At 51.8% G+C, this 21678-nt stretch carries 19 protein-coding genes and 4 pseudogenes; 16 read left to right on the top strand and 7 right to left on the bottom strand.

Features of this window, described 5'->3' with window-relative positions; translation table 11 throughout:
* The first annotated feature begins 92 nt into the window (after nt 1-92).
* From AAEZ03_RS13185 to AAEZ03_RS13175, 3 genes are read left to right on the top strand one after another with little or no spacing between them, the layout of a single operon-like run.
* Nucleotides 93-752, top strand: coding sequence for a CerR family C-terminal domain-containing protein (locus AAEZ03_RS13185; RefSeq protein WP_126589731.1), 660 nt, complete (start codon nt 93-95; stop codon nt 750-752).
* Between the two features lie 59 nt (nt 753-811).
* A complete protein-coding gene (locus AAEZ03_RS13180; RefSeq protein ID WP_126589732.1) occupies nt 812-1420 on the top strand; it encodes a sll1863 family stress response protein in 609 nt (202 codons plus the stop codon).
* A gap of 57 nt (nt 1421-1477) precedes the next feature.
* Complete coding sequence (locus AAEZ03_RS13175; protein WP_126589733.1) at nt 1478-2203, top strand: hypothetical protein; 726 nt, start codon at nt 1478-1480, stop codon at nt 2201-2203.
* Nucleotides 2204-2481: 278 nt separating this feature from the next.
* Here the strand turns inward: AAEZ03_RS13175 and AAEZ03_RS13170 are convergent.
* A pseudogene (locus AAEZ03_RS13170) lies at nt 2482-2928 on the bottom strand (IS630 family transposase); the annotation flags it as partial.
* Between AAEZ03_RS13170 and AAEZ03_RS13165 the strand changes: the two are divergent.
* Nucleotides 2925-3095, top strand: a pseudogene (locus AAEZ03_RS13165) (IS1595 family transposase); the annotation flags it as partial. The pseudogenes AAEZ03_RS13170 and AAEZ03_RS13165 overlap by 4 nt on opposite strands.
* Here AAEZ03_RS13165 and AAEZ03_RS13160 read toward each other — a convergent pair.
* Nucleotides 3028-3378 (bottom strand): LysR substrate-binding domain-containing protein, encoded by a 351-nt coding sequence (locus AAEZ03_RS13160; RefSeq protein ID WP_269816595.1) that lies wholly within the window; start codon nt 3376-3378, stop codon nt 3028-3030. The pseudogene AAEZ03_RS13165 and the gene AAEZ03_RS13160 sit on opposite strands and share 68 nt — an antisense overlap.
* Nucleotides 3359-3688: pseudogene (locus AAEZ03_RS13155) on the bottom strand (transposase); the annotation flags it as partial. The gene AAEZ03_RS13160 and the pseudogene AAEZ03_RS13155, both read right to left, overlap by 20 nt.
* 440 nt (nt 3689-4128) lie before the next feature.
* Here AAEZ03_RS13155 and AAEZ03_RS13150 point away from each other — a divergent pair.
* The 12 genes and pseudogenes from AAEZ03_RS13150 to AAEZ03_RS13090 all read left to right on the top strand — a co-directional run bounded on the left by AAEZ03_RS13150 (nt 4129) and on the right by AAEZ03_RS13090 (nt 18222).
* Complete coding sequence (locus AAEZ03_RS13150) at nt 4129-5337, top strand: alkane 1-monooxygenase (RefSeq protein ID WP_025167106.1); 1209 nt, start codon at nt 4129-4131, stop codon at nt 5335-5337.
* 282 nt (nt 5338-5619) lie between these two features.
* Nucleotides 5620-6024 carry a rubredoxin gene (locus tag AAEZ03_RS29260; RefSeq protein WP_126588970.1) on the top strand — a complete coding sequence of 135 codons (405 nt, stop codon included), beginning with the start codon at nt 5620-5622 and terminating at the stop codon, nt 6022-6024.
* A gap of 40 nt (nt 6025-6064) precedes the next feature.
* Nucleotides 6065-6592, top strand: coding sequence for a rubredoxin (locus AAEZ03_RS29255; RefSeq protein ID WP_126588969.1), 528 nt, complete (start codon nt 6065-6067; stop codon nt 6590-6592).
* A 41-nt stretch (nt 6593-6633) separates the two neighbouring features.
* On the top strand, nt 6634-8085 hold the full coding sequence (locus tag AAEZ03_RS13130; protein ID WP_022963143.1) for an aldehyde dehydrogenase family protein: 1452 nt from the start codon (nt 6634-6636) through the stop codon (nt 8083-8085).
* Nucleotides 8086-8123: 38 nt separating this feature from the next.
* Entirely contained in the window at nt 8124-9782 is a 1659-nt protein-coding gene (locus AAEZ03_RS13125) for a GMC family oxidoreductase (protein WP_022963142.1), read from the top strand.
* A gap of 84 nt (nt 9783-9866) precedes the next feature.
* Nucleotides 9867-11507: a long-chain-fatty-acid--CoA ligase gene (locus tag AAEZ03_RS13120; protein WP_126588968.1), complete on the top strand. Its 1641-nt coding sequence runs from the start codon at nt 9867-9869 to the stop codon at nt 11505-11507.
* 103 nt (nt 11508-11610) lie between these two features.
* Nucleotides 11611-12303 (top strand): OmpW/AlkL family protein, encoded by a 693-nt coding sequence (locus tag AAEZ03_RS13115; RefSeq protein WP_022963140.1) that lies wholly within the window; start codon nt 11611-11613, stop codon nt 12301-12303.
* A 117-nt stretch (nt 12304-12420) separates the two neighbouring features.
* A complete protein-coding gene (locus AAEZ03_RS13110; protein ID WP_126588967.1) occupies nt 12421-13980 on the top strand; it encodes a methyl-accepting chemotaxis protein in 1560 nt (519 codons plus the stop codon).
* Between the two features lie 239 nt (nt 13981-14219).
* A pseudogene (locus tag AAEZ03_RS13105) lies at nt 14220-14324 on the top strand (lycopene cyclase family protein); the annotation flags it as partial.
* Between the two features lie 453 nt (nt 14325-14777).
* Nucleotides 14778-15773, top strand: coding sequence for a BtrH N-terminal domain-containing protein (locus AAEZ03_RS13100; protein ID WP_232925853.1), 996 nt, complete (start codon nt 14778-14780; stop codon nt 15771-15773).
* A 35-nt stretch (nt 15774-15808) separates the two neighbouring features.
* Nucleotides 15809-16279 (top strand): PaaI family thioesterase, encoded by a 471-nt coding sequence (locus AAEZ03_RS13095; protein WP_025167099.1) that lies wholly within the window; start codon nt 15809-15811, stop codon nt 16277-16279.
* Complete coding sequence (locus tag AAEZ03_RS13090; protein WP_198717401.1) at nt 16276-18222, top strand: hypothetical protein; 1947 nt, start codon at nt 16276-16278, stop codon at nt 18220-18222. Before AAEZ03_RS13095 ends, AAEZ03_RS13090 begins: the two co-directional genes overlap by 4 nt.
* A 102-nt stretch (nt 18223-18324) precedes the next feature.
* On the opposite strand, the gene AAEZ03_RS13085 is transcribed toward AAEZ03_RS13090, so the two are convergent.
* The 4 genes from AAEZ03_RS13085 to AAEZ03_RS13070 form a co-directional block, all read right to left on the bottom strand.
* The gene (locus AAEZ03_RS13085; RefSeq protein ID WP_126588966.1) at nt 18325-18537 is read right to left on the bottom strand and encodes a hypothetical protein; all 213 of its coding nucleotides are present in this window, start codon (nt 18535-18537) and stop codon (nt 18325-18327) included.
* A gap of 53 nt (nt 18538-18590) precedes the next feature.
* Complete coding sequence (locus AAEZ03_RS13080; protein ID WP_126588965.1) at nt 18591-19487, bottom strand: recombination directionality factor; 897 nt, start codon at nt 19485-19487, stop codon at nt 18591-18593.
* Between the two features lie 86 nt (nt 19488-19573).
* Nucleotides 19574-20575, bottom strand: a complete 1002-nt coding sequence (locus AAEZ03_RS13075; protein WP_126588971.1) for a YqaJ viral recombinase family nuclease — start codon at nt 20573-20575, stop codon at nt 19574-19576.
* Nucleotides 20576-20653: 78 nt separating this feature from the next.
* Complete coding sequence (locus AAEZ03_RS13070) at nt 20654-21622, bottom strand: DUF932 domain-containing protein (protein WP_126588964.1); 969 nt, start codon at nt 21620-21622, stop codon at nt 20654-20656.
* Nucleotides 21623-21678 lie beyond the last annotated feature (56 nt).

Here is a 21678-nt window from a genome sequence, read left to right as displayed (position 1 = left end):
GGTTCCCAAGGAGGGCTTCGATCCGAAAGCCTTTATTTGATTGTTCGTTCGAACGAACTATAATTTAAATACGTTAAACGAGGAAGACGTGCATGACAGCACCAAGCGGGCATGAAGTCCGTAGCGCCAAGACGCGAGCGCAGCTCATCGAGGCTGCCATCGATGTGATCGGCGCGGTGGGCTACGAAGGGGCTAGCACTCGGGTCATCACGCAGGTGGCGAAGACGCCGCTTTCAGCCATCCCTTACCACTTCGGGGGCAAGAGCGAGCTCTACATGGCAGCCGCCCAGATGATTGCCGAGTACGCCCGCGAGCGTTTCGGGGAGGTCATCCACATTCTCGATGCACCGGCTTCCGGAAGCGAATCCCAGGCATTCGAGAAGGCACTCCTTCATCTTCTGCACATCATTCTGAGCAACGCAGAACCGCACTCATGGACGTCATTCGTCGCGCGCTGTGCCTACGAGAACGACGAGGCGTTCTCCCTGATCCACAAGCAGGCGATCGAGCCCATGCTGCAGCGTCTCGTAGAGGCTGTGACGGCCATCTCGTCTGGCGATCTCGGCATCGCCGCGGCCCGGCTGCGGATCAATGCGGTCGTGACGGCCATTTTCAGTTTCAGGTTCCTGCGCGGCGTCATGGTCCGCGGCATGGACTGGGAGAACCTGCAGGACGATGGCGCCGCTCAGCTCGAAAAGATGATCAGCGACCTCTGCCGCAGCAGCTTTCTCCCCGTCAGGCCCGCCACATGACACTGTGTTCACAAGATGGCGCTCCGGCTTTTTACCCACCCAAGAAAGGTATTGACGTTATGAACACTCAAACCCATATCCACGAAACCATTGCATGGGCCAAGCAGCGCCTGGACGAACTGGACGCGGGTATCGCTGCGGCCGAGAAGTCCCTGGACGAAGTGAATGGCGACATCCGCCGGGAAGCCGACGACGCACTGGCTCGCCTTCGAGAGGCACGAGGCAAGCTCCAGGTTCATTACGACAAGCTCCGCGCCGAGACCGGTGCCACCAAGCAGGGCGTCAAGGCTGTTCAGGACGCACTGGAAGCAGAATGGGTCGAGGTGGAAGCCGCGTTCCATTCGTTCACGTCCGCCGTTGGTGAACATGCCCAGACGGCGCGGGGTATCGTACTCGCCCGTGTTAAGGCCCAGCGCAGTGCGTGGGAGGCCTCGCTTCAGGAACTGCGTGGCCAGACTGCGGATGCCGTGGAAAAGGCCCGCGCCGAACTCGATGCCGCCATTAAGCGCGTGTCGGACGAAGCCGAGAAGTTCCAGACCAGGATTGGTGAAGTCAAGGATGCCGGCGACGCGTCCTGGGAAGCCGTCAAGAGCGGGCTTGAGGAAGCCAAGCAGGTGCATTCCCGCACGATCCAGAAGATCCGCGACGCGCTCTCTAAGCCGCTCTGAGCGAGGGAGAGCTTCCTCTTCGCATGAATCTAATTTGATTTGGCAAGGAGCTTGAGCATGAAACCCCGTCTATCCACCGTGGCATTGGCCGTGCTGGTGCAGGCAGGCCTTGCGCAGGCACAGGCACAGGCACAGCAGTCATCAGAATCTACCCCGGCAGCCCAAGCCAGCGAACCATCGCTCGCCAGGCAATCCATCGAATGGTCACAGACACGCCTGACCGAACTGGACGCCGCCATCGCCGTGTTTGAGCAGAATCTCGCCAAGCGCAACGGCAATACTCGCGCCAAGGTTGAGGTTGCACTGCAGGAGCTGAAGGGCAAGCGCGACGCCTACCGGGCCGAGGCCGAGGCGGCTGCCGCCCAGGCCAAGATCCGCAGTGAGCAGGAGCTGGCGCAGGCCAGGCAGTCGCTTGACGATTCCTGGACGGCGTTGCAGGGCACCAAAGACCGTTATCTCGATACCGTGCAGGCCGACGTTGCCACCCGCAGGGCAGTCCTGCAGGCCGAATTCGATGCGCGCCAGAAGGCATGGCAGGAAGCCATCGATGGACTCAGTGCCGATGCTGCTTGGCTCTCTGCCGAGCAGCGTGTCGCTATCGAGGTGCGCATCGAGGCACTCAAGGTCAGAGTCGAAGAGGAGAAAGCCCGCGCCGCACGACTGCGGGACGCTTCCACACAGGCCTGGGAAAACGCAAAGCAGAGCTATGCCGAAGCACAGCAGAATTTCGCTCAAACCTATTCCTCGATTCGCGAGTCGATCGCAGAGGCGGCCAAGAAGTGATGATGTGACCATGCGGCAGTACTGCCGCATGCGGCCTCTCGCATGGGGGCTGGCGCCGCTTTGGCTTGTCGCCCAGCCGGTCCTTCCGGTACTGACGAAAGGCAGGAGCTTGCAGACCGGAGTTCCGGGCATCAGTGACCTACTGACGCTTGCTTTGTCGCCAGACTCAGGCTGGCTGTGCCCCCCCCGAGGCTGCATTGACCGGATATTGACCAGACGCCGCTCCACTTGCGGAAGCCGCATCGGGGGAGCCTCCGCCAAGCTGTCCACCCGAGCGGATCAGTCGAGCTCAGGTACAGCCCAACCACATCGACCACTTTGCCAGCAAAGTGTGGGTCGTTGCTGATCTTGAAGGTTTTCAGCCGGTGGGGCTTGAGGTCGGCAGCGGCCCATACCTGGGCGACTTGCCAGACGGTAACGCCCACGTATTTGGCCATCAGGCGCAGGCTCCAGTGAGTCGCCTCACGCGGTACACGCTGGGTCGTCAGGGTGAGGATTTCCTTAATCTTCGCCTCGTCGAGCGTGCGTGGATGTCCGCTACGCGGGAGATCGCTCAGCCCATCGAGGCCAGCTTCCTGATAGCGCTTGCGCCATTTGAATACGACAGGTGCCGAAACTTCCAACCGATCACTCACCTGCTTGGGCGTGAGACCGCTGGCCAGCAGCAACAGAATTCGGGCACGTTGCCCAAGGTTTTGCGGCAGAGTTCCCATGCATAACCAGCTGGCTCAAGAGCTGGATGATTCCTTTTCATGGTGTGGCCACCAAGTACCTAACGAACTATCTGGGCTGGCGGCGCCTACTTGAACGCTACAAAGCGCAGCTCAACCCATTGATTTTCTTGGGAGAGTCGCTGGGGTATACGGGCGTGCAACAGTTAACTCAGACATAGCCTTATCGAAATAGGACGATGCGCCGACGATGGCCATCGGAATGTCTGGCGAAATGCGTAGCGCGATCATGTCCTTATCGACATCCTCACCAAGGCGGACGCCGGCATCAAAGCGTTCGGCAACGATGTCCGTCAGCCCATAGTCCAAAGTGATATCGGTCTTGATGTCAGGGTAGGTGATCATCAGTTCCCGCAGCACAGGCCACAGGATGGTTTTGGCTGCGTCCTCCATTGATGTGATGCGTATGGTACCTGCAGGCCTACTCAAGAAAGAATTTTTCATCTGCCTCGACAATGCCGCTTTCACGCGCATCGTGATGCGCAGCCGCATCGCGCAAAAAGCGATGACGCCAGCGAAAGGCGGTGTTCTTGCTGACGCTGCAGTGCTTGGCCGCCGCCCTCACGGTCAACCCAGCAATAGGTGCCTGGGCATAATCCAGCCAGCAGTACTTTTTTCGCAAACGCGCCAGGGGTGTACAGGTCAATGCGTTGCACGTGCGGCGACAGGCCTTGCAGCGATAGCGCTGCAAGCCACCACTGCGACCCCATGAGGCCAACTGCGTGGCATCTGCGGCACAGTGAGGGCAGGATTTCAGGTCAGGAATGGCCTCTACAAGGTCATCTCTCGGCACGCTGATTTGGAGAACATGCTGAACGATGGACTTCTGTTTGACCGTCAGGCGATCAAGCCGAGCCAGTAAATGTTGAAAGGATTGGGCATCCATAACGGCACTCCTTGATGAGCACACGTCTTCAGTCTAGGCCTGCAACAGTTAATGGGTACATAGCCTAATTCAAGGCCAGGACACTGGCTCGCCTTGGCCTGGAGGGATGACATTGACTGCGGATCTCGTCGCCGAGATGGTTAATGTTATTCAGAAAACTACACCAAGGAGTAGTTGAAGCAGGCTTAAGGTGAGTGCAGTTTTACCATGTCAGATGTGAGAGTAGATGGCCTGATTTTCCCTGTTGGGACAGAAATTAGGTTGTGTGGTGCTCGCAGAGACTTATTGGACAATAGGAGAACAACAAAATGAATGGCAAAAACAGCGTTCTGGATTCTGCTCCAGAATACGTGGATAAAAAGAAATATTTTTGGATACTTTCAACTTTTTGGCCGGCTACTCCGATGATCGGAATCTGGCTTGCCAATGAGACTGGCTGGGGTATCTTTTATGGCTTAGTTCTAGCTGTGTGGTACGGGGTTCTTCCATTGCTTGACGCGATGTTTGGTGAGGACTTTAATAATCCGCCTGAGGAAGTAGTGGAGAAACTGGAGAAAGAACGTTACTACCGAGTTTTAACGTATCTAACAGTTCCAATGCATTACGCAGCACTAATCGTGTCTGCATGGTGGGTAGGGACTCAGTCAATGTCTTGGTTCGAAATCGGCGCACTTGCCTTGTCACTGGGCATCGTGAATGGTTTAGCGCTTAATACAGGTCACGAACTGGGTCACAAAAAAGAAGCCTTTGATCGTTGGATGGCGAAAATTGTGCTGGCGGTTGTCGGGTACGGCCACTTCTTTATTGAGCATAATAAAGGCCATCACCGTGATGTTGCTACACCGATGGACCCTGCGACCTCACGTATGGGAGAAAATATATATAAATTCTCAACCCGTGAGATTCCTGGAGCGTTTCGTCGTGCTTGGGGGCTTGAGGAACAACGCCTTTCGCGCCGCGGGCAAAGCGTTTGGAGTTTCGATAATGAGATCCTCCAGCCAATGGTCATCACAGTTGTTCTCTACACCCTCCTGCTTGCCTTCTTTGGTCCGAAGATGCTGGTATTCCTTCCAATTCAGATGGCTTTCGGGTGGTGGCAGTTAACAAGCGCGAACTACATTGAACACTACGGTTTGCTGCGTGAAAAAATGGCCGATGGACGATATGAACATCAAAAGCCACATCACTCGTGGAACAGTAACCACATCGTGTCAAATCTGGTTCTGTTTCACCTTCAACGGCACTCTGATCACCACGCGCACCCAACTCGCTCTTACCAGTCATTACGTGATTTCCCCGGCCTTCCCGCACTTCCGACTGGCTACCCCGGTGCATTTTTGATGGCAATGATTCCTCAATGGTTTAGATCGGTCATGGACCCTAAGGTGGTAAATTGGGCTAATGGCGACCTGAGCAAGATTCAAATTGAAGATTCAATGCGTGCAGAATACATAAAAAAGTTTACTCATAATGTTGGTGCGGATGATAAACGGGGCGCAACCGCGGTAGCATCATAGTGGTGTGAGCATGCAGAAATAACGGTGGATTTTTAATATATCTGTTTGAGTTCGTCGTGCGTTAACAAGTTAAATTGTAATGAGCCTTATGCACTAGAAGTCTGACGATTGATTAACTGTTGCATTCTGCAAGTTATTTATATAATTGAGCTCTTCCGATAGATTCATTTCTATGGATCTATCGGCAGACGTCCATAATAATAAATTTCATAGTTAGACTTGCTCAGTAAATAAGCGGTAGCCTCAAGGGCTGCGAGCACCGGTCTAAAAGGAGAAGGGGTAATGGCGAAGTACCAGTGTCCAGATTGTCAGTATATCTATGATGAATGCAAGGGGGAGCCGCACGAGGGTTTTCAGCCTAATACTAATTGGGGTGAAATCCCTGAAGAGTGGGCCTGCCCTGACTGCGCTGTTCGAGACAAAATTGACTTTAAGATGCTCGCGGATCCACGGTGCGAAATCACACAATTAAAGCAAAACGATCCCGTCATTAAGCAAGATAATAATATTATCGAAGACACGTTATCCGAGCCTTCAATATTGAGTGCAGAGCTAGAGTTTACAGCGGAAAAAATCAGTATAACTGATGAGTGTGAAAATACGCCTGATAATAAAGTTGAGCGACGAAGTCAATCACAAGCTGTGCGTAGGTCTTCCGTAAAGAAGATAAAAAATAACGAGCGTTAACGTACTGTAGAGTACGCAACTCATTAACACGGTAATAGATATGGCTAGGTATCAGTGTCCAGATTGTCAATATGTTTATGATGAAAGTAAGGGGGAAGAGCATGAAGGGTTTGCCCCAAATACTCCTTGGATCGTCATTCCTGAGGATTGGTGTTGTCCCGACTGTGCCGTTCGAGACAAGCTAGATTTCGTATTGATTGAGGGAAGTACAGGCGAGAAAAATATCAGTTCAAACAACACTCTTTCAGTTTCGGCAAAAGTGAGCAGCTCTGATGTAAACACTGAAATATCAAATACGACGATGGGTGCAGAGATAGCGCTTGACGTTGCAACTGAAGGACAGCATCTGAACGGGCATAAGCCGCGGGTAACTAATTCGCAGAGCGGAGCAGCATTCCTTAAATGGATTTGTATTACTTGCGGCCATATATATGACGAGGCGTTGGGTGACGAGGTCGAGGGCTTTGCTCCAGGTACTCGCTTTGAGGATATCCCTAGTGACTGGTGCTGTCCGGATTGTGGAGCCACTAAAGAAGACTATGTACTCTATCAGGAAAAGTTAGGCTAAAAACATTAAGTCATTCAGAATAATACAGGAAAATAATAAAAATGACTATGCACACTAGGCTAGCTGAGTCCAACTCAAGCACTGAAAGCCATTCAGTCATTGACATCTTTAATGCGCAAAAAAAAGCAAGTAGCGCTCGCCGTGGAAAATTTAGTTTAGCAGAGCGTATTGCGGCCCTTAATATACTGAAAGAAATAATTCAGCGTCGTGAGTCAGAAATTATCGCTGCACTTGCGGCAGACTTCCGTAAACCGGCGAGTGAGGTAAAGCTGACAGAAATATTTCCGGTATTGCAAGAAATCAGTCACGCAAAACGGAACCTAAAAACCTGGATGATGCCACGAAGAGTGAAGGCAGCACTCAGTGTACTTGGCACCAAAGCAAGGCTTAGTTTCGAGCCAAAGGGGGTTTGTTTAATCATTGCGCCTTGGAACTATCCCTTCAACCTTAGTTTTGGCCCACTTGTTTCTGCGCTGGCGGCAGGTAATAGCGTTATTATAAAGCCATCTGAGTTGACACCGCACACTGCTTCATTGATCGGCTCTATCATTCGGGAGGCTTTTTCCGTTGATCTAGTCACTGTGGTGGAGGGCGACGCCGCTGTTTCCCAAGAGCTGTTGACTCTACCATTTGACCATATCTTCTTCACAGGGAGTCCACGAGTTGGAAAATTAGTAATGGAAGCAGCGGCGAAAACACTCGCTTCGGTTACGTTGGAGCTAGGCGGAAAATCCCCAACCATTATTGGTCCGACAGCAAATTTAAAAAAAGCTGCGCGTAACATCGTATGGGGCAAATTTTCGAATAATGGACAGACGTGCATTGCACCTGACCATGTATTTGTGCATAGAAGCATAGCCCATGATTTTCATAAAATCATAATGGAAGAAGTGACGCGGGTTTATGGGAAGGATTTTGAGGCGCAGAAGAAATCGCCGGACTATTGCAGAATTGTAAATGATCAGCACCTTAATAGACTTTATGAGCTCATAGGTGACGCAAAATCAAAAGGCGCGAAAATTTTACAAGGGGGCGAGATTGATGCATTGGATAGATTTGTAGCGCCAACTATAATATCCAAAGTCACGCCTGAGATGGACATTTCGCGTGAAGAAATATTTGGCCCATTACTGCCGATTATTGAATACGATGATATAGATCATGTGATTAAGCAGATAAACGATAACGCCAAGCCTCTAGCGCTTTATATTTTCTCTGAAGACAAAGAGTTTGCTCAGGATATTGTGGGTCGCACAAGTTCTGGGTCAGTTGGGATAAATTTAAGCGTTGTCCAATTTTTGCATCCCAATCTTCCATTTGGCGGAGTTAATAATAGCGGTATTGGTAGTGCTCATGGGTTTTACGGTTTCCAGGCGTTTTCTCACGAGAAGCCCATTCTGCTGGATAGGTTCTCAATTACACATTTGTTGTTCCCCCCTTACACTGGAAAGGTGAAGCGATTAATTAGCATGACGGTAAGGTATTTGAGCTGAAGTGTTATTGCAATATTTATCTTTTAGGATAACAAAAAATGTATGATTATATAATTGTTGGTGCTGGATCCGCTGGGTGTGTTCTTGCTAATCGCCTTTCAGCCGACCCGTCGAAACGAGTTTGCTTACTTGAGGCCGGGCCGCGAGATACAAATCCGCTAATTCATATGCCGCTAGGTATTGCTTTACTTTCAAATAGTAAAAAACTCAACTGGGCATTTCAAACTGCACCACAACAACACCTCAATGAACGTAGTCTATTTTGGCCCCGAGGGAAGACGCTAGGTGGATCAAGTTCGATCAATGCGATGGTGTATATCCGGGGGCATGAGGAGGATTACCAGGCTTGGGAGCAAGCGGGGGGGGAATATTGGGGATGGAAGCGTGCTTTCGCGTTATTCAAAAAACTTGAGCACAACCAGCGCTTTGATAAGTCAAACTATCATGGGACGGACGGAGAACTGGCCGTTAGTGATTTAAAGGATCTCAACCCGCTTAGCAAATCATTCGTTCAGGCCGGTATGGAGGCTAAAATTAGCTTCAACGGTGATTTTAACGGTGCGCACCAAGAGGGAGTAGGATTTTATCAAGTAACACAAAAGCATGGACAGCGCTGGAGCTCAGCTCGTGCATTCTTACATGATGTGATTGATCGACCTAATCTAGATATAATTACTGAAGCGCATGCTACAAAAGTACTTTTCGAAGATCGTAAGGCAGTAGGGGTGTCTTATATTCAAAAAAATATGCATCAGCAAGTTAAGACTACAGATAGTGGTGAAGTGATTCTTTCTCTTGGTGCGGTTAACACACCTCAACTTCTAATGCTTTCTGGAGTTGGGGCGGCAGCCGAGCTTAAGGAGCATGGAATTGCTCTAGTGCACGACCTTCCTGAAGTTGGAAAAAATCTTCAAGACCATTTAGATATTACTTTAATGTGCGCCGCAAATTCTAGAGCGCCGATAGGTGTGGCATTTTCTTTCATCCCTCGTGGTCTTGTGGGTTTGTTTTCCTATATTTTTAAGCGCAAGGGTTTTCTGACGAGCAATGTGGCTGAGTCAGGTGGTTTTGTGAAAAGCTCCCCTGAGCGTGATCGGCCTAATTTGCAGTTCCATTTTTTGCCAACCTATTTAAAAGATCATGGTCGTAAAATAGCCGTTGGTTATGGATATACGCTACACATATGTGATCTTTTACCTAAAAGCCGAGGTAGGATTGGACTTAAAAGTGCTAATCCTATGGATGATCCACTGATTGACCCCAACTACCTTAGTGATCCTGAAGATATTAAGACTATGATTGCTGGTATAAAGATCGGTCGCGCTATCTTTGATGCCCCATCCATGGCTAAGCATTTTAAACGGGAAATAGTTCCTGGCCCTGCTGTTACTAGCGATGATGAAATAGTTGCAGATATTCGTAGTCGAGCTGAGACGATTTATCATCCGGTAGGTACTTGTAGAATGGGTAAAGATCCAGCGTCAGTCGTTGATCCATGCTTGCAGGTGCGCGGTTTAAGAAACATTAGAGTCGTTGATGCATCAATTATGCCGAATTTAGTCGCAGGGAATACAAACGCTCCGACTATTATGATTGCTGAAAATGCCGCGGAAATAATTATGCGAAAAGTTGATATGACATCATTAGATGCAAGTATTGGTTTTGCTCGCCAAAATTTAGAGCCAGAGCTACTGTAGAATTAGTTTGCACGTAATAGAAAACTAATTTTTGACTAAATTTACTGATTCAATTGAATTTAGTTGTCGATATGGAGCAGCGCTATGATTGGTCAGATGATGCGTCAGCCGTTGATCATAAGTTCACTTATTGATCATGCTGCACGATACCATGGTAATACAGAGGTGGTTTCTGTTGAAACCTCTGGTGAAGTAACAAGAACTTATTGGTCAGGAGTGGCGCTGCGTGCCCGTAAGCTTGCTTCTGCGCTAGGCAAGATGGGGCTCACGCAAAGTGATCATTGTGCAACCATTGCGTGGAATAATGTCCGCCATCTTGAGATTTACTTCGGTGTCTCAGGTGCAGGGATGGTATGTCATACGATAAATCCTAGGCTTTTCATAGAGCAGATTGCCTATGTGATAAATCATGCGGAGGATAAGGTAGTATTTTTTGACGAGACATTCTTGCCGATAATTGCTGGGCTAGATGGGCTATTAACAACAGCCAAAGCCTTTGTCTTGATGGGATGTGCAAATTTAAAGGCATCCGCCAAGATTCCAGGATTACTTGTCTACGAAGATTTGATTGGACAAGGTGATGATGACTATGTGTGGCCCGATGTAGATGAAAAAGAGGCTTCTAGTCTCTGCTATACTTCGGGTACTACGGGTAATCCTAAGGGCGTACTTTATTCACACCGCTCGACAGTTTTACATTCAATGACGACTGCAATGCCTGATACGCTCAATTTGTCTGCGCGAGATACAATTTTGCCAGTTGTTCCGATGTTTCATGTAAATGCGTGGGGGATTCCATACTCCGCTGCAATGGTTGGTGCAAAATTAGTTCTTCCTGGCCCGGCACTTGATGGCGCTAGCTTAGCGAAGCTAATTGATCAGGAATGTGTCAGTATTGCTCTTGGAGTGCCGGTTATTTGGCAGGGGTTGTTAGCCTCTCTAGCGGAAAGTGGTTCGAAAGCAGAAAGCCTTACGCGAACTGTTGTAGGAGGCTCGGCCTGCCCTCCTTCTATGATTAAAGAATTTAACGATCTATATGGTGTCGAAGTTATTCATGCTTGGGGTATGACTGAGCTTTCGCCATTTGGTACGGCAAACACGCCACTCGGGCATCAAGTGAATTTGCCATGGGATGAAAAACTTGCACTGCGCCAAAGCCAGGGACGTCCACCTTATGGTGTCGAACTAAAGATAGTTGATGATGAGGGTGTCACACTATCTGAAGATGGTGTTACCAAAGGCAATCTTATGGTTCGAGGGCATTGGGTTATTAAAGATTATTTTCGTAGCAATATTGGTACAACACTCTCGAATGGATGGTTTTCAACTGGGGATGTGGCCACTATTGATCAGGATGGCTTTATGACAATTTGTGATCGCGCAAAGGATATTATAAAGTCTGGTGGTGAATGGATTAGTACGGTAGAGCTAGAAGGTGTTGCGATTGCGCATCCCGCGATAGTTGATGCTGCAGTCATAGCTGTAAAGCACAAAAAATGGGATGAGCGGCCTCTTCTTGTTGCAGTCAGAGCCCCTAATTCAGTGCTAACGGATGATGAATTGCTTAGTTATTTCGAAGGTAAGGTGGCTAAGTGGCAAATTCCAGACGCCGCTATATTTATTGATGAACTGCCGCGCAATGGGGCTGGTAAGATTCTGAAGAATCGTTTGCGTGAGAAATATGCTGATATTCTTTCGTGTAATGATTCTTCGGCACTTGAGTAACGCTTTTGGTACGGACTTTGGCTAATTTTTTTCGAAAATCAGCCTCTGTGAAAGGTAGTAACTTGTTTATGAATTCACTTATATAACAAAAAATGGAAGTATAATGAATCCGACTATTGTAAAAAAACTCGCTATGTCGATATTAGCAACTAGTTTTGTGTTGGGTGGGGCCAGTGCGTGGTCAGGTGAAATCTATTCGACTGAAACTGCTGGCTACAATCAGGGCGACTGGGTTGCTAGCTTTAATATGTCTAAAGTTTATGTAGACGAGACGCTAGGCTCCCTAAATGTAGGTGGGGCTACTGTACCCAATGCTGCTGTAAGCATCGGTAATGATACAACAGTTACTTTTGATATTTCCTATTTTATTAGTAACAATGTAGCTCTGGATTTTTTCGTCGGGATTCCAGCTAAAGCTAAGTTTCAAGGTGAAAAATCCATCTCTGCGCTGGGAAGAGTCAGTGAAGTTGATTATGGCCCTGCAATTTTGTCACTTCAGTATCATTTTGATAATTTTGAGCGACTTTATCCATATGTCGGACTAGGTGTCGGTCGAGTGTTTTTCTTCGACAAAACTGATGGTGCCTTGACTTCATTTGATATCAAAGATAAATGGGCGCCTGCTGCTCAGGTCGGCCTTAGATATGATTTTGGTAACTCATGGATGTTAAATTCAGATGTGCGCTATATTCCTTTCAAAACAGATATTTCTGGTACACTTGGGGCTGCACCTGTTTCTACCAAGATTGAGATTGATCCTTTCATTCTGAGTCTTGGAGCATCATATAAGTTCTGAGGTATTATAATTTCGCTCGTTTAACAGCGCTCTTCTAGATTGTAGAAAGAGTGCTGTTTTATATCTTGCCTAAGAATAAATATATTTCAATATTGGTTGAGATATAATATTCCATTCATGGTGCTAAGGGGTGGTATGAATATCAACTGTTCGCTGCGCTGTCGATTTTTTTTGATTCTTATTATGGCAGGATTTTCTTTTTTTGTTGCGCTGTTCGGGATGCGCTTAATGCATAAGTTGACAGAGTTTTCTTATTATGAAAGGGAGCATGTTGTTGCCTTGAGCAATGTACACTATGAACTGCAGAAAAAAGAAATAAATATAAATGTAAATTTTATAGTAGAGCAGGTGCAGAGGGCGCGTAGACAAACTACGTCTGTAAACAGTTTGTGGGATGGCGATAAAGCTCTTTTAAGATTATTGGGGAAGGGATTGATTCTTGAGCTATCTGATGCTTCAGAAATAAAGCTTGGGCAGCTCGTGAGGTATGCAAGTAGCATTTCTAAAGATGGATTAAACTCTGAGAGCGTTGAGGAAATGAAACGGCTTGTAAGTTGGTCGTACACTAACTCTGATCGCTTTGGGATGGAACTTGCTGATATTTCCAAGCGTGTTAAAAGCTATGTGTATTTTCTTGTTGTGGCAATTAATTGTATCTTCTTTTTTGTTATTTTGCTTCTTATGAAAAAGACTCGCAATTCAATAGATGAGATAGTTCATGTTATGGATGGTATGTCAAAAGGTGATCTTACATACCGCACTATACCGAGCAATGATGAAGTGGGTAAAATGCAGTCATCAATCATGGCGATGGCTGCTGGGGTGTGTGCCTTGATTGAATCGATAAAACACGTACAAGGTGATTTGTTTAATTCAGCAGTCGAGGCTTTAAGTATTTCACAAAGCACGTCAAGTGATATATGTGATCAGGCAGGTAAAATTGATGAATTTGTCAGTGCGCTATCACAGATTTCTTTCGCTATAACTGAAACTTCAAATGCGGCAAGTAAGTCTGAAGTAATATCATCTGAGGGGCGGCAGTTGGCGGTTCATGGTCAAAAAGCTATTGACACAGCCGTATCATCTATAAATGCTTTGTCACAACGGGTTAATGATTCATACGTGGCTATTAAATGCATTGAAACTGATATTTCAAAAATAGGTACAATTATTGAAATTATTGATCTAATCACCGATCAAACAAATCTGCTGGCTTTGAATGCCGCAATTGAGGCCGCGCATGCAGGCGAGGCCGGGAAAGGATTTGCTGTTGTTGCTGATGAAGTTCGAAGCTTAGCTCAACGTACAAATAATTCCACGTATGAAATTCAGGCGATGATTGCTTCTTTAAATAAAAGTATATGTGTTGCTCTTGATGTCATGGGCGACTGTGTCTTTGTGTCAAAAAATAGCGTTATTGCAGCTGGCGAAGCTAGTAGATCAATTGAGGATATTGTAAATTCAGTATCCCAAGTCATGTTGCAGATTACACAAGTTGCAACTGCTTCAGAAGAGCAGAGCGCAGTTGTTGAAGATATGCTAAATAATGCGAATGTTATTAGAGAAATCGCGGCAGGAGTTGAGTTGGGTAGTGAGAGGATTTCGGAGGTAAATCAATATTTAGTTAAGTTGGCTGGTAATTTGGGGGGGGCGGTAGAGGTATTTAAGTTACATTAATTTTTGGCGACTCTGTAATTCTGGGCGGGGACAGCCTTTTTAAGGCCTGCTGAACTCAGCACCATAAGTGCAACGCTCGAGGGTGTGCAGAATTTTGTGTGTCCAGGGTTGGGGGGTTACTACTGCGGCAGTCTGTTGTCGCAAAAAGTCAAAAAATGGTCGTAATAAGCCAATAAAGCTCCTACCACAACCACTGAGAATTCCACTGTTCTCCTCGCCACCAATCGAGGCCCGCACAGATGGAATTCGACTACATTATCGTCGGCGCCGGCTCTGCCGGCTGCGTCTTGGCCAACCGACTGAGCGCCAACCCGGACACTCGCGTCTGCCTGCTGGAGGCTGGACCAAAAGATACCTCCCCGCTGATCCACATTCCTGTGGGCGTCGCCGCGACCCTACCAACCCGTCACAGGAGGCACAATGTCATCGATTGAGACCCAATTCCTTTCTCTGACGGAACATCATGCCCGATATGATGCGATCGACCCTGCCTCAGCGTTGAGAGACAGTGCGTCGGGCAAGGTTATATTCATCACCGGCGCACCACGGGGAATCGGCCAGGCCACCGCTGTAGCATCCCTGTGATTGGTAAAATTGATCGACCCGGGGCGCTCTCGGCTACGGTGTTCGGTGACCGGGTGCTGGCGCAAGCCACCTGACGCGAGCGCTGAACTCACCGGCCGCACCTGAAACGTTTCCGGGTAATTGACCGGGCCAACCGTCACGTCAACGCAGATTGCGACGGAACGATATGAGCCCAAGTTTATTCATCAGTCTTCAAAAAGGGTAAGTCGATAATGAAATCACATGCAGCAGAGATGGCACCAGTCCCTGCCATTCCCCATCGGCCCGGCCGCCATTGCGGGAGTTCGGCCATCCGGGACTTGCTCGAGTTCCATGGCACGACACTGACCGAGGCCATGTGTTTTGGGCTGGGCTCGGGGCTAGGGATCACGTATCTGACGCTGCCCGATGCGCCGGTACCCTTTCTGGTCCATGTGCGCTCGCTCGGATACGAGGAGCGGGTATTCCAGGCGCTTGACGTACCGTTCGCCTGGACAAGTTACGGCTCGGTCGAGGAGGGCGCGCAGGCGCTGGATGGCCTGCTCGACCAGGGGCGCCCGGCCCTGCTGCTGACCGATATTTTTCACCTGCCGTACTTTGCCAGCCGCACGCATTTTCCCGGCCATGCCATCATGGCCTGGCAGCGCCAGCCGGCGGATGGCTGCATTCTGGTGACGGATACCGAGCGCCCTGCGCCCATCTCGGTGGCACGTGCAGCCTTGGCCCGTGCCCGCTTCGCGGAGCTGCCTCCCTTTTTTCATGCCGGTAACCTGTTCGCTCCTCCCGCCATTCATACCCGGCTTTCGGTCGAGCGGGTGGCGGCAGCCATACGCCACAACGCACGTTTGCTGCTGGAGGGCGGACCCTATACCGGCGTGGCCGCGCTCGATACCTGGCAGGCCGATCTTGGCCGCTGGGAACGCGAGGGCGACTGGCGCTGGACGACGCGTTTTGCTTATCAAATCATCGAACGGCGCGGCACGGGCGGCGGCGGTTTTCGCAAGATGTACGCAGAATTTCTGGAGGAAGCCGCATCGGCTGATCCACGCATCAGCGAGCTGCAGCTGCCGCAGCTGATGACAGGTTGTGCCAGATGCTGGACAGCGCTGGCGCTAGCGCTGAAAGCAGGCTCCGAGAGCGAATGCTTCCCTACGGAGCTACTCGCAGATGCCCTGCAAGCCGTACGGGTGGCGGAGCTTCGTTATGTCGACGCTGCTCTGACGTATTGAGTGAACGCAGTTGCAGTGCACATAGAGGAGTAGGCATGTCCCATATGAAGCCGGAACTGGACCAAGCTGCCATGGCCAAAGCATTTTTCGGCAGCCAGCATCCGCTGTTCAACGCCTTCGGCATCGACGTGGTGGCGGTGGTCGACGCCAGGGCAGAGATGACGATGCCGTTTTCCGAGACTCTGGCCGACGGCCATAGAGCGTTGCATCGGGGCACGCTGGTGACCCTGCTCGACACGACGTGCGGACTGGCCATTTTCTCCGCGCTCCGCTCGCTCCGGCCTATCGCCACCATCGACCTGCGCGTCGATTACCTGCGTGCCATTCCGGCGGGCAGCGGCCTGCGCGCGGTGGTCGAATGCATCGGCTGGACAGACAGCGTGGCCTTTGTCTCCGGCCGAGGTTATGCGGTGGGTGACAAGATGCCGCTTGCCACGGTTACCGGATCCTTTGCCATCGATACCTTGGGGCCGGCTTTCGATACGACGGATAGGAGTGCGGCATGACGGGGTTGGTTCGACCAATACCGGATTGTACCGAGGCGGCAATGGTCCTGGTGCCGGCGGTGCCCTTCCATCGGTTTCTGGGGATGCGGGAGGAGGTAGTGGAGGGCGAGACACGCTACCTCATGGATTTTTGCGAAAATCATGTCGGCAATCCCCTGATCCGGACCTTCCATGGTGGTGTTCTTGCCAGCTTTGGCGAAGTGGTCGCGGCTACTCATCTTGCACGTTCCCTGGCGAGGGTCGAGTTACCTGCCTGCTCCACGCTTATATTCCGTCGCCGTCCTGCTTTGGAGGCAGATGTTGGTGCTGCGGATGATGACGACTTACGTGAGCGCTTGGCGCTGGAAATGATTTATCGCGATCGGGTCGAGTTCGCTGTAGGTCATGGCGTTGCAGTGCATGCGGTGGCTGGCCCAGACGTGGCAAGGGCCGTAGAGCTGCGCACCGCGGTGATGCCGCAATACGAAGTGCCGGTCACCGAGACGCCGGGGTTGAATTCGCAGGACCGGCCGGCGATGCGCAGGCTGGTCGACGAAGGTTTGCTGGATATGAAATATCTGGCGGAGCTGAAGAAGGAAGAGCTTGTTGTCGCGCTCGGGATACTGACCGAGGACTATGCATCCTGGATCGAAGATCAGCACGCACGTGTCGAGAGCGATGCCGCTGGCTACGTACAGCAGGCCGATGAAGCGCTGGGGCACTGCGAGTCGATTCTGGTTCGTCTGCGCGAGGGGGTGAGTCTGCTGGCGACAGACGATAATGCCCTGGCAGCATTTCGTTTCGCAAACCGAGCGATGGCAATTCAGCGGGTACACAGCGCTTTCGCCTTGCAACGCCGTCGCGGGCGCACTGTCGAGCTAACGGAGTTCGATATTCCCAAGAACCGCTCCTGGCGTCCCTTCCAGTTGGCCTTCCTGCTGTTGTCCGTGCCTGGGCTGACCGATCCGAAACATACCGACCGGACTCAGCCTCTGCAGGCCTATGCGGATCTGCTCTGGTTCCCCACTGGTGGTGGCAAGACCGAGGCATACCTGGGTGTCGCTGCATTCACCATGGCGATTCGCCGCCTGCAAGGAAATCTGGGTGGCTACGACTCATCCCGCGGACTAGCCGTGATCATGCGGTACACCCTACGTTTGCTGACCTTGCAACAGTTCCAGCGTGCCACTGCCTTGATCTGTGCGATGGAACATATTCGCCGGGAAGCGCTTGCAGCAGGCGACAAGTACTTAGGTGAGAGCGCGTTCACTATCGGCCTTTGGGTTGGTAACAAGGTGACCCCGGGTACCACTGAGGATAGTCACAAGTTCATTGAGGCCATTCGTACCCCAGGGAGAAACCCGACCGGAATGGCTTCGCCGGCACAGCTGACAGGCTGCCCGTGGTGCGGAGCGGAGATCGACCCGAAGAGAGATATTGAGGTCGATAAGATCGCCGGGCGTACGACGATTTATTGCGGCGACAAGCTAAGTGCCTGTGACTTCTCTCGTGGTCGTTCGAGCAAGCAGGCACACCCAGGTTTGCCTGTGATGGTCGTGGATGAGGAGATGTATCACCGCCCACCGTCGATGATGATCGCTACGGTGGACAAGTTCGCGATGATGGCCTGGCGCGGTTCGATAAGGAACCTGTTCGGCCGGGTATCGAAGGAGTGTTCCAGGCACGGATTGCTCTGGCCTGGTTCGGAGTGCAACACCGGTCACAGGGCCGTCGCGGGTAGGGTGGCTGCGACGGTTATCATAGCGTGTGCTGTTTTCGTTGGGTTAGACGACATCTTCCAGGCCATCCAGCGTCCAATTCGCCATTTCCGGAGAGATGATTCCTCCTTGTGGGGTTGGCCCAACCCTGTGCAAGTTCGGCTGCAGTCGGTCCTGGTGCTTGGAGAGATCGACAAAAAGAAAGGGCAGTATCATCAATCCTCATGGCTGCTTCCTGCGTCATGACTGCTGCGGACTCGCATATCAAACACTGTCTGAGCATGGTTCATTCTCCAGATGAGTGAATGCGGCCACGCCCTGGCAGGCCGCTTATGAAGGTTTATGAGGTCACCGCTGCGACGCGGAATCTGACGTGGGGGGATTTGAGCGGAGCGTGTGCAGTAGCTTGAGCAGGCGGTTCAAGATCCAACACGCCAGGACTACGGCGATCAGCAACGGCGGAAAACGCAGCATCAGCAGAATGCTCAGCACCAGAACTCCAGCCGCAGCCAGTGCGCCGATGAAGATGAACAGGCACAGCAGAAATCGAAGCAAGGTCATGACGGCTCTCCGAAAGAGCCCGACTGGCCGATAGGCTCAATCGGGGGTAGTGCTCAGTTGGTTGATGAGGCGAGCACTTCCAGTTTGCCCGCAAGCGACTTGGTAGCTGGTTGCAGCACTTCACCCTTGACGTTGGCAGTGGTGGTGTCCGCGCTCGAATAGAACTCTTCGATCACTGCACCGGCATCCTCCACGCTGTCCTCGAATGCCCCGTTGCCAAAGCCACGGTGTGCAGCCTCATCCAGCGCGGATTGATCGAAGCCAGCGTTTTGCCGTTGTGTGTCCAGTTCGTTGGCAGTTAGCAGCGCCTCGGACATATCCATGCCGTTACGCACTGTGAGATCTACGTAGAAAATCGGCGTGCCATGGCTTTGTCGGGTGGATTTGCCACGCAGGCGCAACTCCAGCGGTAAGCAGGCCAGTCGATTGCCAGAAATGGCCTGGAAGTAATGCAGGCGAGCAGCCAGGGTGCGGATGCTGTTGAACCCGGTGGTACGGAACACAAAGCTACCCAGTGGGTCGTCATCACCAATGAGCACGTTCAGCCGGCCGTAAGGCTTACAGGCACCGCCTTTGGCCAGTGGGCAAGTATCGGGCGAAGGGCAGGGCAGTGATTGCATGCCGTCCTGGGTAATTCGCTTGCAGGTCTCGCCATTGCCTACGCACAACGGTCGGCCAGACTGCCGATCAAACAGTGTGTAGTCAGCGCGAAAATTCAGCTCAGGTTCGTTGAACAGCAGGCGCACCGGGATGCTGCGCAGTTTGTCTTCCTGGCTTTTGCGTAGCTCGTCATTAAGCGGGTGCAGCAGCCAGCCGTCCTTACCTTGCACCTGTGAGGTGATGGTGAATTGATCATCTTTCTCCGGTAGGCGTTTACCGTTTTTCTCGATGACTTTACCGATAGAAATCCGTCCGAGAACCGGCGGGGTTATAGCGAGACCTTTAAGCATGGTGGTTCTCCTGCAAACGAAAAAGGCCAGCCACGCAGCGCTAACTGCATGTACTGGCCAGGGGGAGGGAATGGTTGAGCGGGGGATTAGCTGATCAGGAAGCGCCGACTGCCTTCCTTGAGTTTGGTGTAACGAACCTGCAGGTAGGGCTTGTCCTTTAGCATGGTTTGAACATCGAGCACGTTGCTGTCTTGAGATTTCTTCCAGCTGATAAATCCGTGGCTGAACTCCGCGCGTGTGGCATCACCCATGGCCTGCTGCAGCATCTGCTTGAGCTGGGCTTCGCGGGTTTCCTTCTCGCTGATGGATTGGCGTACCGCCTTGAGCTCCAGGAAGGCTGCTGCCAAACTGGCACGGCCACTGAAGTCGACGGTCTGGCCGTTGTCTTCCGGATAGAGGCAGCGGAGCGCCATTTCAGCTGATGCTGAGCCATCAGCAGCCGGTGGCGTGTCGGTCTCCACGTAGTGCCAGAACTTGCGTTCCAGTTCGATCAGGCGAGCAATCATCTGCTCGTCACGCTCGATGCGGTGGATCTCCAGCGTCTGGCCGCCCAGCAGTACCGCGACATCCGCTGCCTGCTTGCCGGTGACAGCGAGCTGGTGCATCACCTGCAGCTGCACATACTCGGGTACGCCTTCTTTCCAAAGGCGTGCGCCGTTTATGCCGGCTGTCTTGCATTCGAGAATCTGCACATCGTCAGCACCGATCACCTCGCGGTCGATGTTGGCCAGCATCCAGGGCAGTTGAGGATCAGGGTGTTGCAGCACGGCGTTGATGCGTCGCACCTTGTTCTTCGTACGCTTGCTGTAATGCCAGGCCACGACCGGCTCCAGCACATTGCCCCAGTACATCGGACTTTCTTCATCGTGCGGATCTGCCTTGGGCAATGTGGTGTCACGCCCGGTTTTCTCCATCCATAGTTCGAGCTGCGATTTATAGGGATTTAGGCCAACGGCCGCGCCAGCATCAGAACTGCCAATGCCTTGCTTGCGCACCGCCAACCAATCTTCACGCGGTAGTTCCTTGGTACTGATCAAGCGCAGCGCCGGGCGCGGCTTGCTGGTGCTGCTCAACGGAGTAGCTGTCATTGCGTTCACCTTGCGGAAATAGAAACGCCCGATCAGCAACTAGGCTGATCGGGCGTTATGGGGTGGGTAAGTAAGCGGTCAGGCGACCAGTTGCAGGGCGGTGTCCAGGGCACGTTGCTTGATCTGCGCGCCCTGGCCGAACCAGGCCGAGTCCATGCGGTACTCGTTGCTGCGTGCCCGGCGCTCGTGATCGACAAACTCGGTCACGGAATTGAGCAGGCCCCAGGCGGTGCCGCGTGCCGAGTCGAGCTGACTGCCCCGACCACGACCTTCATACAGCTCCTGGACTTTGCGCAGGGCGCGCTCGTTGGGAAGCACCTCCGGCAGTGCACCGGTCGGATTGGTCTCGCACAGCACGTTCATAAAGAAGCCCAGCGCCTCATGCCACTGCACCTTGCGTTCGGCCAGCGCACGCATGCGGTACATAAAGTCGTCCCATTGCGAGACGGCGATGCCGAGCTGTTTCTTTACCACCGATGAATCGAAGCGGGTGTTGTGCGGCACCTTGATGGCGCGGCTGGTGCCGTCCAGGGCGATGGTCAGGGTGTTATTACACACCACCCGAACCGTGGTGGGCGTTGCGGTGGTGGCCAGGGTGCCGTCGCAGGATGTGGCAAGCAGCAGATAGCCGTTTACCTGGTCATTACCCTTTATTGCAGCACCCTGCCCGGTACGCGCCAGTGCCCAGAATTTGCGCCCGCCTTTCAGTACACCAGCAGTTTCTAGCTCATAGCCGGAGACCTCGGTGAGATCCCGGTAGAACTCCAGCACATCGCGTGGCTGCACTGTGTGATAACGGTTAGAAACCACCGACAGCGGTGCCTTGGTATCCGAGCGGAACAGCACCTTTTGCTCTGGGAACGAGTGGATCGCGCCCAGTGTGCCGATGCTGTCCGATTTGAAATGCACGGGGCTTTCCTGGATCTGCCAGTCCATGCCGGCTTCGCGTTGCCAGACTTCGATGGGTTGTTTTTGCGTGAGCTGATTGCCCAGGCCGTGCCAAGGAGCAGCGCCAGCGTAGGCCATAGTTTCGACGAGATGAGCCATGGTTGAGATTCCTTAGGGTGCAGGCCGGCAAAAAGCGCCGCGCCCAGCGCAGCACC

This window comes from Pseudomonas sp. HY2-MNA-CIBAN-0224, assembly GCF_040310285.1.
Classification (GTDB): domain Bacteria; phylum Pseudomonadota; class Gammaproteobacteria; order Pseudomonadales; family Pseudomonadaceae; genus Aquipseudomonas; species Aquipseudomonas helleri.
Note: the sequence above shows the minus strand (reverse complement) of the source record. Positions and strands in the feature narration are given on the sequence as shown.

Bases quoted from the DNA above. Each gene is read 5' to 3' on its own strand.
- AAEZ03_RS13185 (WP_126589731.1), top strand. From the start codon at position 93: ATGACAGCACCAAGCGGGCATGAAGTCCGTAGCGCCAAGACGCGAGCG.
- AAEZ03_RS13180 (WP_126589732.1), top strand. From the start codon at position 812: ATGAACACTCAAACCCATATCCACGAAACCATTGCATGGGCCAAGCAG.
- AAEZ03_RS13175 (WP_126589733.1), top strand. From the start codon at position 1,478: ATGAAACCCCGTCTATCCACCGTGGCATTGGCCGTGCTGGTGCAGGCA.
- AAEZ03_RS13160 (WP_269816595.1), bottom strand. From the start codon at position 3,378: ATGAAAAATTCTTTCTTGAGTAGGCCTGCAGGTACCATACGCATCACA.
- AAEZ03_RS13150 (WP_025167106.1), top strand. From the start codon at position 4,129: ATGAATGGCAAAAACAGCGTTCTGGATTCTGCTCCAGAATACGTGGAT.
- AAEZ03_RS29260 (WP_126588970.1), top strand. From the start codon at position 5,620: ATGGCGAAGTACCAGTGTCCAGATTGTCAGTATATCTATGATGAATGC.
- AAEZ03_RS29255 (WP_126588969.1), top strand. From the start codon at position 6,065: ATGGCTAGGTATCAGTGTCCAGATTGTCAATATGTTTATGATGAAAGT.
- AAEZ03_RS13130 (WP_022963143.1), top strand. From the start codon at position 6,634: ATGACTATGCACACTAGGCTAGCTGAGTCCAACTCAAGCACTGAAAGC.
- AAEZ03_RS13125 (WP_022963142.1), top strand. From the start codon at position 8,124: ATGTATGATTATATAATTGTTGGTGCTGGATCCGCTGGGTGTGTTCTT.
- AAEZ03_RS13120 (WP_126588968.1), top strand. From the start codon at position 9,867: ATGATTGGTCAGATGATGCGTCAGCCGTTGATCATAAGTTCACTTATT.
- AAEZ03_RS13115 (WP_022963140.1), top strand. From the start codon at position 11,611: ATGAATCCGACTATTGTAAAAAAACTCGCTATGTCGATATTAGCAACT.
- AAEZ03_RS13110 (WP_126588967.1), top strand. From the start codon at position 12,421: ATGGTGCTAAGGGGTGGTATGAATATCAACTGTTCGCTGCGCTGTCGA.
- AAEZ03_RS13100 (WP_232925853.1), top strand. From the start codon at position 14,778: ATGAAATCACATGCAGCAGAGATGGCACCAGTCCCTGCCATTCCCCAT.
- AAEZ03_RS13095 (WP_025167099.1), top strand. From the start codon at position 15,809: ATGTCCCATATGAAGCCGGAACTGGACCAAGCTGCCATGGCCAAAGCA.
- AAEZ03_RS13090 (WP_198717401.1), top strand. From the start codon at position 16,276: ATGACGGGGTTGGTTCGACCAATACCGGATTGTACCGAGGCGGCAATG.
- AAEZ03_RS13085 (WP_126588966.1), bottom strand. From the start codon at position 18,537: ATGACCTTGCTTCGATTTCTGCTGTGCCTGTTCATCTTCATCGGCGCA.
- AAEZ03_RS13080 (WP_126588965.1), bottom strand. From the start codon at position 19,487: ATGCTTAAAGGTCTCGCTATAACCCCGCCGGTTCTCGGACGGATTTCT.
- AAEZ03_RS13075 (WP_126588971.1), bottom strand. From the start codon at position 20,575: ATGACAGCTACTCCGTTGAGCAGCACCAGCAAGCCGCGCCCGGCGCTG.
- AAEZ03_RS13070 (WP_126588964.1), bottom strand. From the start codon at position 21,622: ATGGCTCATCTCGTCGAAACTATGGCCTACGCTGGCGCTGCTCCTTGG.